Raw genomic sequence first — 12,594 nt, 5'->3', positions numbered from 1 at the left:
TCGGTGCCAAAAAAGCTGGTTTGTTGGTACTGATCGGTGTCCGTGAGCATCATTATCCTTGAGTATTTCGACCAGAAATTTGGATCAGAATAGCGAAAACTGGTCGAAATGGCTATGTCATATATCCACGTAATCCTAGTGCCACAAGGTCTGGAGACTTTTTTCAGGGTCGACTAATTATCATCCGGAAGATATCCAAAACGTTCAATCCCTGTTACAGGCAAACCATATAAACAGTCAAATCACGATTGATTTCAGCATGGAAACAGCCAGCAAATCTACAAAAATCAACTGGCAGTATGTGATTCAGTAGCAGCGCAAGTTGCCAGTGGGCAGCATTCGATTACAGGAGTTATGATTGAGAGCTTCTTGAATGAGGGGCGCCAGGATTTCGACGGTCCACTACCACTAATATATGGAAAATCCATAACCGATGGCTGTATCGATTGGCAGGATACTTGCTCACTTTTGGAAATGCTGTCTGAAGCGGTATTCAGACGCAGAAACTTATATCATTCCAAACCGCTTAATATCCAAAAGGCTCACAATCAGGCAATTTAGGTTTCCCGTATTGATTAGCGTTAATAGCCAGCTGCGGTATAGGACCCGAAACCACGGCGATACACCAGCAGCTCCCTTTCAAAGGATAAAACTCTCTCCCCTTTCTCTTTTACGCTCGATAGCTGATATGCAGCAAGCTCTGCTCCGGGCGAGATTTAGGTCCGCATTTCCCAAGAACTTCAGACTCAAATATAGGGTATTACTATATACAGGCTCAACCTTGCAATTTATATTACTCAGATTTGCGGCTACATTCCTTACTGTTGCCAAGTGTGCCAATTGCAATGGGAATCTAAGAAAAAGTTAATCAAAATTACTAAAAAGAGGTTAGGAAAGAATACGCTGCGCTCGGGACCGTATGAGGCATGGATGCCGATTACGAGCTTACAGGGATGTATTCAAAGCGAGTCTCAAGTGTAGTGTATTCTTTCCTTCTGACCCCGTAATACAGTAGCATAGATACTATCGATAACTCTCTCAGCTCACATGAACAGCCTAAGATACAAACTTATGTACCTTTAATAATTGTTCGCGTTATACCCAAGACTTCGTCACCTTAAGGTTAGCTAGGTTCTATGCTTCCAGAGCTTAAACCCAAAAAATAAGAATAAACCGATACAGGCCCAATATACAAAAATCAGTAAACTGTGTTCTTTTACATATTTCAAGAGATCAATCAGTGCAGGCGACAGATAAATCGTCAACACACCAACAGTTGAGCCCAGCGCCAGCCCGGCCAGGGCATCACTAGGGTAGTGCACTCCCAAATGGGGTCTTAAAAATATCATAACAACAACGAGCCAGCCCAGTAGTGGCACAGCCGGCCAGCCAAATTGGCTGCAAATTACTATTACACTGACCGATGTCCAAATAGTATGACCGGAAGGGAAGCTTTCCCTTACTTTAGAGCCACTCCCTGGGTCTCTATTGCTAATCTGAATCCCCAGCAATTTCTGCAGGTTTTTATCAGCATAGGGGCGCAATCTTTTTAAGTGCCTTTTTAAAGGATTACACAGGAGATTACTGGTTATTAAGGCAAACATTAATAGTATGGATATATTTTCTAAGGCCACCTTGTTATAAAATTCTCCCACTACAGCAAAAAAGAATACGCTGAGCATCCAGAAGGGTGCATCCCCTATCAGGACCAAAATATTCAAAAAATGAGACTTTCTATAATGGCATGAGTAGGCCCATTTAAGCAAATTCTGATCCAGGCGAACCAAAGCACTTCCCGCATTTCTAATAGCATTCTTCATGGCGCCAACAACCCGATCAAGCAGACCACACAAAGCTTACGGCTTATCCTCAAAATGGAAATCAATAGGGTCAGATCCGTGTCAACCAAAATCTTAATTATTCCCTTCTTTTGAAACTTAGGATAACCTACATACAAACACATATTTACATTAAGTTGCATATCTTAAACATAGCTATAAACTCTCTAACAGGAAATAGTTTTTTATGTACTACGTAGCTCGGGTGTTTCTCACCATTAAACCTTGATTTTGTAAGAATAATCCCTTCACTGTTATATATGGATTTCCCGTATTCTCGCAATATACTTAACATCTTTCTAAGTATTGGAGACTCCCAAGACTGCCTCGGCTTACAAAAAACAAATGGAGATAGGTTCAATGAGACGAAAGGTACATTTTCTGCTTTAAATTTTTTAAAGGCCTCAATCATAATAGGGTAAAAAATTCCTTTAGGAAATTTTACACTACTACGACTAACATTAGATACATACCCGGAGATCCTTCCATTTTCAAAAATAGGATCAAAAAATACAAGACCAATAAGCTCACCCCTATCATAAGCAAAAAAATACCTCCGTCCTTCTCCATAATCAGCTTTTAATGGGCTCATAAGGAATTGTATTTCTCGACTTTTACACTTTCTAGTTTTTAACCATTCATCTGATAATCTTATAACATCTTTTTCCTCTTCGACTTTTTCCCTCTCCTCAATCAAAATATTCTGTTTATTTGCCTGATTGATAGCATTTCTAATATTCACCTTTTTCTTCCCGCGCAAATCCCAATTATTTAAATCAATATAGGTTTCATAACCTATCTGCGTTGAATAAAAGTTACTCAACTCATGCAGCAACAAAGCAACACTCTCTGATACTTGCACAAATATTGGGTTTGCCTTCGATTTCAAAAAGGCTGTCAATAATTGCTCCCTGTCATTTTTATGGCAAATAGGATCTCCTATGGATGCATTTACCCCCCATTTATTTTTATAAGCAATATACCCTAATTTTGGCACGTCAAAATACTCTAAGCCTGACTGAAGAGTGGTATAACTCATCGAATGGTGCCCAAATTGCTTGAAGTAAAAAACCCGCTCTGGCAGTGAAAAAATCATAAAATATAAGCAAATATACTTTTGACCGAAAGGAAAATCTATCAATATCTGACTACAAGAAAAGAAAAACCATCAAGAAAGATAGTAACACTATCAGCGATACGGTATTAATTGGATAAGACTAGGTATAATATTGGCAGATAAATACCCTTTATCTAAGCTTTGAAGACTTGCAGATGCTGCTCTCAAAATCCATACTCTGCCTCCAATTACCAGCCGACCTACTCAAAGCTTATTTTCACCAACTGATTAGCGTATTAATAAACATGGCATGCTAGAGAATACTCAGCACCAGCTCATTTATATTGCTACTCAGCCCATCGATCAATGAAAATGCGATGGTTGTAGTACTGAGATGAAAGGCTTTGGCTGTGATGTTCAACGTCAGATTGAATGTCAGGCAGCAATGTTACAATAGCGAGAGATTAATCTTCATAAATACGCATGCTTGTATTGTGATGAAAGAATTAAACGTGCACCGGCTAAGCTGTCCCCTACTAGCAGTTACTAAACCTCATATTTATGAAGATAAAAATTATCTTTGTCACATGTATAGACGCACTATTCCAGCCTTTTGTATTTAACTTTTAAAATAACACCATAAGTGAAGCTCAGTATATATACCTACCTTTTGCAACTCTTATCTATCCTAAGATTGTGTACCAGCCTGTATAACTAAAGGGGATTTTCGTCATGCTCCCACTAACTGGCGTGCGAATACTTGCCGTAGAACAGTATGGAGCGGGCCCTTTTGGCACTCTCTACTTAGCCAACTTAGGCGCCGAAATCATTAAAGTGGAAGATGTTTCCCATGGAGGAGATGTATCCCGTAGCATCGGCCCCTACTTCGTCAAAGGTGAGAAATCCGACAATAAAAGCCTTTTCTTTCAAGGATTCAATCATAACAAGCGAAGTTTATCACTGAATCTTATGACAGAAGAGGGACAGAAGATTCTTCATAAGTTGATCAAAACCTGTGATGGCTTAACTGGGAACCTGAGGGGAGATGTGCCAGAAAAATTGGGGATTACATATAAGTCGCTTAAAAGCATCAACCGTAAAATTGTTTGTGCACACCTTACCGCTTTTGGCAGGAGCGGAGAAAGAGCCGCTTGGCCTGGGTATGACTATCCAGTGCAGGCGGAAGCCGGATACTTCAAATTGACAGGGGAACCAAATGGACCTCCATCGCGATGTGGCTTGTCACTAGTTGACTTATCTACCGGGGTGGCAATGGCCTTGGCACTGGTTTCTGGATTACTCAGCGCCAGGAAAACTGGAAAGGGAAGAGATATTGATGTTAGCTTATTTGATAATGCACTCTACAACCTCAATTATGTAGCTATGTGGCAACTGAATGCCGGGCATAACCAGCAACGAGCACCTCGGTCCGCACATTTTTCTTTAACACCCTGTCAGCTTTATACCACCAAAGATGACTGGATATACGTGATGTGTAACAAGGAAAAATTTTGGACTGAGTTATGTGAAGTTATTGGCCAGCCCGGACTCACTACAGATCCAAGATTTTCAAATTTTAAGGTGCGACTTAAAAATCGAGATCAATTAACAGAAATACTGGACAAAATTCTTGCAGAAAAAACCACTGAGGAGTGGCTTACAGTATTTTCTGGGCGAGTGCCAACCGCACCTATTTATGACGTTGAGCAGGCGCTGGCGAATCCTTTTGTCACGGAAAACGGAAGAATTCAATCAATGCTCAGTGATAGTGGAGAAGAAATTAAAATTCTAGCTCCGTCGATCCGCTGTGACGACGAAATGCCAGAGTTTCAGCGGGCCCCTATCATGGGAGAAGATAACCGAAGCATCCTTACTGAATTAGGATACTCAGATGCTGAGATTACCCAGTTGAAGGATCGAGGGATTATTTGAGCAGCGGGGCTGCGAAAAATCGTTGAACGTTAGCTGCGGGTGTTCAGTTTTTTAACTATTTCAGTATATTAAAGTTCTCAGCCAAGAGCTGTATGCGTAGTGACAGCCATTCATTTCTCGGCAGAGTAATAGGAATAACCACATTGCTAGCGTATTCTGCAGGGCCACAGTTACCCTGATGGCGACCAACCAGAAAGCGCAGCCGGGATTCTTGGGCAAAGTCACAGCTTATAGAAATATCTTCCAGTGGCACGAAGGTTTCAAGCTTCACCACCTGTAAAGCGGAACCCACGGAACCTCGATAGGCACGCATCAAGCCCCCAACGCCCAGCTTGGTGCCCCCAAAATAGCGGGTCACTATGGTTCCCACGCTGCCGATGCCCTGCTTAAGCAGCAGCTCTAGCATAGGGCGGCCAGCACTGCCAGCAGGCTCACCATCATCATCCGCTTGCATCACTTCCGGGTTGGCAGGGTTGCCAATCACAAGCGCTGTACAGTGGTGACTGGCATCCGGATATTTTACCCGAATCAGGTCAAGCTGCTGCTGGAAATCTGCCTTACCTTTGACTGGGCCCAACCAACAAATAAAGCGGCTTTTCTTTTCTTCGGTTTCACTGACAACGGGAAACGAGGGAATCTGATAGGTCACCGGCAAACTCGTCCCAATGCTGGGTTTTCAGCTTTTCGTAAAGGGGCTGTAGCTTGGTTTGCCACACCTTGTTATCCACTACTCCCACATGCTTACAGCGGATAGTACCCTCAGCATCGACCAAGAAAGTTTCCGGTGCCCCAAACACCCCCAGATCGAGAGCCAAGCGCCCTTCCCGATCGGCAAGGCTGTAAAGATAGGGGTTATGAAATTTCTCCAGCCACTTGATCGCAGCTTCATCCTCATCCTTCATGTTGATTCCAACAATAGGAACGCCCTGCTCCGCCAAGGCATTCAGGTAGGGATGCTCCACCCGGCAAGCGACACACCAAGTCGCCCAAACATTGAGCAGGTGCGGTCCTTTGGGCAGATCGTCTTTTTGCAGACGTTGGTTATTATCGGCAACATTCTCCAGGGAAAAGTCTGGCACCGGTTTGTTTAGGAGTGCAGAGGGCATATCCTGTGGGTTTAGGGATAGGCCGCGCCAAAAGAGCGCAGCCAGCCCAATAAAAATAATTAGGGGCAAGAAGAGTTTTAATCTGGACATAATGTCTATCCCAAAACTACGCAGTAGCTACTTTACCGGAAACCGACACCTGGCGAGCTGCTTTGGCCTTACGGTAACGTTTGTCCGCTACGGCGATACCACCACCTGTAGCCATCATCAAAGCACCGAGCCAAAGCCACATCATAAATGCTTTGTATTGCAGGCGTACCGCCCAATCCCCGCTGGGGTTCGTGGGGTCCATTGGTTCACCCAGGGCAACATGGATATCCCGAAACAGGCCGGCATCAATTGCCGCTTCTGTCATGGTATTACCACCAGAGAGATAATTACGCTTCTGCGGTAGCAGCTCAGCTACGGGCTCACCATCTTTGCTAACATGCAAAATACCCTCAGTGGCTCGGTAATTGGGCCCATTTACCAAGCGTATTCCTCCAAACTCAAAATCATAGCCCGCTACGGTGTAACGATCCCCTGCTCCCATGCGCAGATCTTTCTCCACACTGTATACCGTGGTCATCACCACTCCCAATACCACCACTGCCACACCGATATGGGCAATATGCATACCGTAATAACTGGGGCGCTGGCGCTTGAGGCCGGCGACAAAAGAGTCGGCATTGCGTGTCTTAACCAGAATATCCCCTATGCTTGAGGTAAATACCCAGGCACCTACAAAAATACCCAGTACACCACCCCAATGGTAATGATCAAAGGCCAGGGGCCAAACCAGGGCAATAATCAATGCGGCCAGGAATGGCAAACGCCATGCACTGAGCAACTTATCCCAGCGGCTGTCTTTCCAGTTGGCATGAATCCCCATACCCAATAGCAGACACAGCACAACGGTTAAAGGCACAAAGAAAAGATTGAAGAAGGGGGGGCCCACACTAATTTTGCCCAGGTTCAAGGCGTCCGCCACCATCGGATACAGGGTACCCGTCAGCACCATAGCCATCATCAAAATAAGCAAAATATTATTTCCGAGCAGGAAGGTCTCCAGTGAGCGGAAGGAGAACACACTACGTGCACTCACAGCCGGAGCCCTCAGAGCAAACAGCAATAAAGAAAGGCCAATAATGACCGCCAGAAACATCAGGATAAAGCTGCCCCGCAGCGGATCATTGGCAAAGGCGTGTACCGATGTAATCACACCGGAGCGGATCAGGAAAGTACCTAGCAGGCTCAGGCTGAAGGCAAAAATTGCCAGCAAAATAGTCCAACTTTTAAACAGGCCACGCTTCTCTGTTACCGCCAGGGAGTGCAGTAATGCAGTGCCTACCAGCCAGGGCATCAGGGCTGCATTCTCTGAAGGGTCCCAGAACCACCAGCCTCCCCAGCCCAATTCGTAGTAGGCCCACCAGCTTCCCAGGGCAATTCCCAGGGTCAGACAGCCCCACGCTACTACGGTCCAGGGTCTGGCCCAGCGAGCCCAAACGGCATCCAGCTGTCCACCGAGCAGGGCCGCAATCGCAAAGGCGAAGGCAATAGAGAAACCCACATAACCCATATACAACAGGGGCGGGTGGAAGATCATTCCCGGATCCTGTAGCAGCGGATTCAAGTCTGTTCCTTCTACGGGCGGGAATGGTATGAGGCGATCAAATGGGTTGGAGGTGAGCAGGATAAACAGAAGAAAACCGATCAATACCATTCCCAAAACGGACAGTACCCGCGCTGCCAGCTCTGATGGCAACTGTCGGCCAAACAGGGCGACAGCCGCTGCCCAGCCTGCCTGCATTAATAGCCACAGCAGAATGGAACCTTCGTGACCACCCCAAACCGCCGTAACCTTGTAAAAAACCGGCAAAATACTGTTGGAGTTCTGTACAACGTATTTAACAGTAAAATCGCTTTGTACAAATGAAATGGTCAGGCAGATAAAAGCTATCAGAATAAAACCAAACACCCCCAAGGCCAGAGGACGCCCCGTTTCCATCCACAAGGGCCGTGCAGTATAACTGCCAGCCATCGGCAGCACTGCCAGGGCAATGGAAAGCAGCAAGCCGGCAATCAGTGCAAAATGGCCAAACTCAGGGATCATATTTTTGCTCCATCAGCACAGCTTTCGTGAGAAACCATAGATTCAGCCACCTCTGGTGGCGTATAGGTTTCATCGTGCTTGGCCAGCACCTGGTCTGCACGCATGGTACCGTCCTGCATCAGGCGTCCGGAAATTACTGCAGCCTCACCCTCGGCAAACAGGTCCGGCAGTATCTTATCGAATACCACTGCCAGTTCGGCTTCACCGTCAGTGATAACAAACCGCACATCCAGGCTATCTTCAGCGCGCTGGACACTGCCTGGCACTACACAACCGCCCGCACGAATACGCTTCTCAAAGGGTACTTCTCCAGCCGCGAAGGCGCTTGGCGCATAGAAATAATCCATATTTTCACGCATCGCATAGGTTACAAAACCCACTGCGACACTAGACAAGGTGACCAGGACAAGTACCAGGATCAGGCGTTGCTTGCGTACAGGATGCATTGTCTTAGTTGAACTCCATAAATTTAAGTTTTGATCTTGTTAGCTAGGCAGTGGTCGCAACTGGACTAACAATTAAATCTAAAACTGTGAAATGGCACCGCCTATGGCCTATGCCGTCTCTTCCACAACTTGCCGCCCCTCTTTCACTTTGCGACGCCGCTGTGCAATACGCTGTTGGTGCTGCAACTCTCTCTGCAGGCGGCGACGGGTCAGCCATGGATAGAGAGCCATAGCGGCAAGAGCCGCAAAAGTAATGGCGTAGGAAACCCACACATAAACTCCGTGGCCATCCATTACCAGGAAATCTGCAAAACTGGAAAATTGAAACTGCATATTATTTCCCCCCGGCCAGTTCCTGCTGTACCCACTGGGTGCGGATCTCACGACGCAGTAGCAGAGTGCGGGTGTGGGTCAGCAGGGTCCAGGCGTATATACAGTAAAAACCGATAATCATGGTCAGTAGCGGATAGAACATACTCGGGTCAATACTGCTGGATTCCGTAAGGCGGATAGTTGCGGGCTGGTGCAGGGTAAACCACCAGTCCACCGACTTGTAGATAATTGGGATATTTACCGTGCCCACCAGCGCCAAAAGAGCGCAGGCCTTATCTGCCACCTGCTCACGGCTGACCGCCTGGGACAACGCCATCACGCCAATATACAGGAAAAGCAGAATCAGCATGGATGTGAGGCGGGCGTCCCACACCCAATAGGTGCCCCAAGTGGGCTTACCCCACACAGCGCCGGTAAAGAGGGAGATAAAAGTGAGCACCGCACCGATTGGTGCCGCGGCCCGCATCACCGCGAAGGAAAGCTTCATCTTCCAGATAAGGCCGATAGCCCCACTGATCGCCATGACGTAATAGCCGGCCAAAGCCAGGAAGGCAGCTGGGACATGAATAAAAATAATGCGGTAGCTATTGCCCTGCTTGGCATCTTCCGGCGCAAACCCGAGCCCCCAAACAGTGCCCACGGCCAACAATACAATACTTGCCAGCGCCAGCCAGGGTAGCCACGCATTGGTCTTTTGGTAAAACCAACGCGGCGAACCTAAACGGTGAAACCATTGCCAAGCCAAGAAGACCTCCGAATCAATTATCCAGGCTGATACGTATCGCCCCGGCAGCAGCGAGCGGGGCCAGGGCCGCAGCGGCGGCCAGCAGGGCTGCCAAAATCGCCAACTGTGCGCTGTAGGCATAGCCATCGATGGCCGCCTGTACCGCACCGGTGCCGAAGATTAGCACGGGCACATACAAGGGCATAACAATTAGCGCCAGCAGCAGGCCGGGACGACGCAGGGCTACAGTGAGCGCAGCACCAATTGCACCAATCAAACTGAGGCTTGCCGTCCCCAGGAACAGTGAAAGAAACAGGCAAAAATATCCCTCAACGGGGAGATTCAGCATCAGTGCCAACAATGGCGACAAAAGGGCCAAGGGCAAACCGGTAGCCGCCCAGTGCACCAGGGACTTCGCCAATACGGCAAAATAAAGCGGCTGTGGCAACAGAGCCAGCTGTTCTAGGGTTCCGTCTTCAAAATCTCCACGGAACAGGCTCTCCTGCGAAAGCATGGTGGCGAGCAGGGCCATCACCCAGATCATACCAGGAGCCATCTTCGCCAATAATTCGGGCTCGGGCCCTACCCCTAGAGGCAAAAGTGCGAGCACTGTGACAAAAAACAGCAGGGGATTGGCAATATCTGCCCGCTTGCGCAGGGCCAATAGCATTTCAATCCTGAAAAGAGCAATAAAACCGGGTCTTGTAAGGGCACCACTCACCGGCGATTGGACATCAGTCAATGACATGCTCTCCCCCGATATCGACAAAAGATTTCTCGACTGCAAAGTCAGACAAGTCGATAAAATCAAGCCCTGCTAAAGCCAGGGGCTGGTGAGAAGTCAGTAGAATGGAACCGCCCTTATCCAGATGCGCGGACATCTGCTTTTCCAACGCCGCCACCCCGGCAACATCCAGGGCTGCTAGGGGCTCATCGAGAATCCATAGGCGCGGCGCCAGCGGCAGGAACATCCGCGCTAGAGCCACACGGCGATTCTGGCCGGCGGAGAGGCTGTGGCACAAGCTGTCCTCAAAACCATACAGTTCCACCCTGTCCAGTGCCTGCAGGGCAGACTCGGGATCCGCTCCATACCAGGTGAGGTTCTCCAGAGGAGTCAATCCTGCCCGTACCCCACCCCGATGGCCGATGTACAAAAGGGACTCGCGCATCTCCCGCAAAGCCCTAGGGAATGGATTGCCACACCACAGGATCTCGCCGCTAAAATCGCTGTTACTGCCGATTAGGGTACGCAACAGCGTAGTTTTACCTGCACCATTACAGCCTTTCACTTGAATCGCTGCACCGCGGCAGAGTGAGAAGTCAAGGCCCTCAAACAAACGCCGACCGTCCCTTTCACAGGCAAAGTCGCGCACTTGCAATACAGCTGGGGACTTGGGAGTCACAGACATTGCTTAGATAAAACCGCTTTGACGAAAATCTGAACGGCATTATACCGGCACTTGCGCCAATTGCATGGTATTCAACACAACCGTTTCCATGCGCTCTTGATCTCGCGCAAGGCAGCGCACAATTTAAGCAACTTCTTGGACGCTGGTATTGGCCCCAACGCTTACCTTTGATATTTTCGCTGGGTCGTGAGGCGGCACCTGGTGCCGTTAGCCCGTATGGAACTGGGCAAAAACTCTGCGGTCGACATCATCAATAAAAATCGATGTGAATCGGTGGCAACACCGAACCAGCCTGTAAGGATGCACAATAATGACTAGCCCCGCTGCTGACGCCGACCGCTGGCTTAAGGCCAGCGCCCTAACCGGCGAAGACACACTGATCAACCGCCAGCCTTTCCCTTTTTTCGTTGCCAGGAATGTTTTGACTGAGGAAATGATGCCCTCTTTCCTGGATGACTTCCCTCGCCTAAAAGGTCCCGGCTACCTCCCCCATGAGAAAGACGAGTGCGGAGCTTCCGTAAACACTTTAATCGCGGAATTTACCGATCCAGATTTTGCCGATGCCATAGGGGAAAACCTGGGTATTGAAAAACTCTCACAATACCCGACTTATGTCTCCATCAGCCGCACCTTGAAAAAGCGCCACGGCAGGATACACACCGATGGCAAATCAAAGATTGCCACCGCCCTGCTCTACCTCAACCCCGAATGGACCGTTGACGGTAACGGTTGCCTGCGTTTCCTCAAGCGCATAGACGACTTTGAAGATACCGTTGCACCTGAAGTATCGCCTGTCTATGGCACTCTGGCCGCCTTTAAGCGCGCAGATAATTCTTTCCACGGCCACTTACCCTTTGAAGGGCAACGGCTGGTTATCCAGGTTGCGTGGCTCGTAAGCGCTGCGGACAAGGAACGCAAAGCCAAGCGGGGCAAACTGTCCCACAAGCTCAAGCAGCTTTTCGGATGGTTTGGAGGCAAACAAAGTGAGGGCGGGAAAGGCAGCGCCACCCCCACGTAAACGGTTATAGCTAGAGTGGCCCATTACCCGGGGCCGCTCTGCTATTCAATTGCAAATACTACATTGAATATCTACGTATCAATGCGATAGGTACAACTCCTTGCCTATTATGGTAGAGTCGAAGCTTTTTCTTTAAACACCCGAAGCGTTTTAAGGATGCGTAGCTGCAGACAGGGCACCTTTAAATATTACGTTTTCTATAATTTTATCGCCCTGAAGCCCCCATGAGCCGGCGCTGACGGATACCAAGAAATTAGTTTATAGAGGTGCCCATTAGATAATGGCAAAAAAAAGGGGACCAAACTGTGCGGCGTTTTTTGGTTCAGTCCACTCACAGGTAGTATTTAGAATTTGATCTGACAGCCACCAATTTTTAGAGGCTGTTTTATCAACTCAAGCTCAGTTTACGAGCATTTTCTTGGAGATATTCTTTCCATCTGCCAGCACAAACGATGCATGAATCAATATCTGAATACATAAGGAGCCTTTGATTAGTTCCGCAATGACTCTGCGAAACTTGAAGACTGCAGTTGTTAGGCTTAGCTTGCCGCAAATAACTTTAGTCCATTGCTGGAACTAGGGTCTTTAAGACCTCCGTGGCGGAGCAATCGAAGCCATTCCCCGCTCGTACGGCTTATT

Annotated in this window: 12 protein-coding genes and 1 pseudogene; 3 read left to right on the top strand and 10 right to left on the bottom strand. The window is 48.0% G+C overall.

Translation table 11 applies throughout. The annotated features are described in order from the left end of the window. Window positions 1-267: 267 nt before the first annotated feature. Window positions 268-561 (top strand): annotated as a pseudogene (locus ACCI49_RS12890) (hypothetical protein); the annotation flags it as partial. Window positions 562-1,127: 566 nt separating this feature from the next. Here ACCI49_RS12890 and ACCI49_RS12885 read toward each other — a convergent pair. Both ACCI49_RS12885 and ACCI49_RS12880 read right to left on the bottom strand, forming a co-directional pair. After that, a complete protein-coding gene (locus ACCI49_RS12885; protein ID WP_371839418.1) occupies window positions 1,128-1,820 on the bottom strand; it encodes a phosphatase PAP2 family protein in 693 nt (230 codons plus the stop codon). Window positions 1,821-1,965: 145 nt separating this feature from the next. After that, complete coding sequence (locus ACCI49_RS12880) at window positions 1,966-2,934, bottom strand: DUF2156 domain-containing protein (protein ID WP_371839417.1); 969 nt, start codon at window positions 2,932-2,934, stop codon at window positions 1,966-1,968. Between the two features lie 693 nt (window positions 2,935-3,627). Here ACCI49_RS12880 and ACCI49_RS12875 point away from each other — a divergent pair. Further along, window positions 3,628-4,827: a CaiB/BaiF CoA transferase family protein gene (locus ACCI49_RS12875; RefSeq protein ID WP_371839415.1), complete on the top strand. Its 1,200-nt coding sequence runs from the start codon at window positions 3,628-3,630 to the stop codon at window positions 4,825-4,827. 55 nt (window positions 4,828-4,882) lie between these two features. Here ACCI49_RS12875 and ACCI49_RS12870 read toward each other — a convergent pair whose 3' ends face one another. The 8 genes from ACCI49_RS12870 to ccmA all read right to left on the bottom strand — a co-directional run bounded on the left by ACCI49_RS12870 (window position 4,883) and on the right by ccmA (window position 10,931). After that, window positions 4,883-5,476, bottom strand: coding sequence for an IMPACT family protein (locus ACCI49_RS12870; protein WP_371839414.1), 594 nt, complete (start codon window positions 5,474-5,476; stop codon window positions 4,883-4,885). Next, window positions 5,439-6,023 carry a DsbE family thiol:disulfide interchange protein gene (locus ACCI49_RS12865; RefSeq protein ID WP_371839412.1) on the bottom strand — a complete coding sequence of 195 codons (585 nt, stop codon included), beginning with the start codon at window positions 6,021-6,023 and terminating at the stop codon, window positions 5,439-5,441. The genes ACCI49_RS12870 and ACCI49_RS12865 overlap by 38 nt, the downstream gene beginning before the upstream one ends. 16 nt (window positions 6,024-6,039) lie before the next feature. Next, entirely contained in the window at window positions 6,040-8,025 is a 1,986-nt protein-coding gene (locus ACCI49_RS12860; RefSeq protein WP_371839411.1) for a heme lyase CcmF/NrfE family subunit, read from the bottom strand. Continuing rightward, window positions 8,022-8,471: a cytochrome c maturation protein CcmE gene (ccmE, locus tag ACCI49_RS12855; RefSeq protein ID WP_020414748.1), complete on the bottom strand. Its 450-nt coding sequence runs from the start codon at window positions 8,469-8,471 to the stop codon at window positions 8,022-8,024. Before ccmE ends, ACCI49_RS12860 begins: the two co-directional genes overlap by 4 nt. Before the next feature lie 108 nt (window positions 8,472-8,579). Then, window positions 8,580-8,804, bottom strand: coding sequence for a heme exporter protein CcmD (gene ccmD, locus ACCI49_RS12850; RefSeq protein WP_371839409.1), 225 nt, complete (start codon window positions 8,802-8,804; stop codon window positions 8,580-8,582). Window position 8,805: 1 nt separating this feature from the next. Continuing rightward, window positions 8,806-9,549 (bottom strand): heme ABC transporter permease, encoded by a 744-nt coding sequence (locus ACCI49_RS12845; RefSeq protein WP_371839408.1) that lies wholly within the window; start codon window positions 9,547-9,549, stop codon window positions 8,806-8,808. Between the two features lie 13 nt (window positions 9,550-9,562). Then, entirely contained in the window at window positions 9,563-10,276 is a 714-nt protein-coding gene (gene ccmB / locus ACCI49_RS12840; protein WP_371839407.1) for a heme exporter protein CcmB, read from the bottom strand. Continuing rightward, entirely contained in the window at window positions 10,263-10,931 is a 669-nt protein-coding gene (gene ccmA, locus ACCI49_RS12835; protein ID WP_371839406.1) for a cytochrome c biogenesis heme-transporting ATPase CcmA, read from the bottom strand. The genes ccmB and ccmA overlap by 14 nt, the downstream gene beginning before the upstream one ends. Window positions 10,932-11,247: 316 nt before the next feature. Between ccmA and ACCI49_RS12830 the strand changes: the two genes are divergently transcribed. Then, window positions 11,248-11,955: a 2OG-Fe(II) oxygenase gene (locus tag ACCI49_RS12830; protein ID WP_371839405.1), complete on the top strand. Its 708-nt coding sequence runs from the start codon at window positions 11,248-11,250 to the stop codon at window positions 11,953-11,955. Window positions 11,956-12,594: the final 639 nt, after the last annotated feature.

The sequence above is a fragment of the Microbulbifer epialgicus genome (genome assembly GCF_041447265.1).
GTDB classification, from domain to species: Bacteria; Pseudomonadota; Gammaproteobacteria; order Pseudomonadales; family Cellvibrionaceae; genus Microbulbifer; species Microbulbifer epialgicus.
Note: the sequence above shows the minus strand (reverse complement) of the source record. Positions and strands in the feature narration are given on the sequence as shown.

Excerpts from the sequence above, each read along its gene's own strand:
- ACCI49_RS12885 (WP_371839418.1), bottom strand. The coding sequence starts at position 1,820 with ATGAAGAATGCTATTAGAAATGCGGGAAGTGCTTTGGTTCGCCTGGAT.
- ACCI49_RS12880 (WP_371839417.1), bottom strand. The coding sequence starts at position 2,934 with ATGATTTTTTCACTGCCAGAGCGGGTTTTTTACTTCAAGCAATTTGGG.
- ACCI49_RS12875 (WP_371839415.1), top strand. The coding sequence starts at position 3,628 with ATGCTCCCACTAACTGGCGTGCGAATACTTGCCGTAGAACAGTATGGA.
- ACCI49_RS12865 (WP_371839412.1), bottom strand. The coding sequence starts at position 6,023 with ATGTCCAGATTAAAACTCTTCTTGCCCCTAATTATTTTTATTGGGCTG.
- ACCI49_RS12860 (WP_371839411.1), bottom strand. The coding sequence starts at position 8,025 with ATGATCCCTGAGTTTGGCCATTTTGCACTGATTGCCGGCTTGCTGCTT.
- ccmE (WP_020414748.1), bottom strand. The coding sequence starts at position 8,471 with ATGCATCCTGTACGCAAGCAACGCCTGATCCTGGTACTTGTCCTGGTC.
- ccmD (WP_371839409.1), bottom strand. The coding sequence starts at position 8,804 with ATGCAGTTTCAATTTTCCAGTTTTGCAGATTTCCTGGTAATGGATGGC.
- ccmB (WP_371839407.1), bottom strand. The coding sequence starts at position 10,276 with ATGTCATTGACTGATGTCCAATCGCCGGTGAGTGGTGCCCTTACAAGA.
- ACCI49_RS12830 (WP_371839405.1), top strand. The coding sequence starts at position 11,248 with ATGACTAGCCCCGCTGCTGACGCCGACCGCTGGCTTAAGGCCAGCGCC.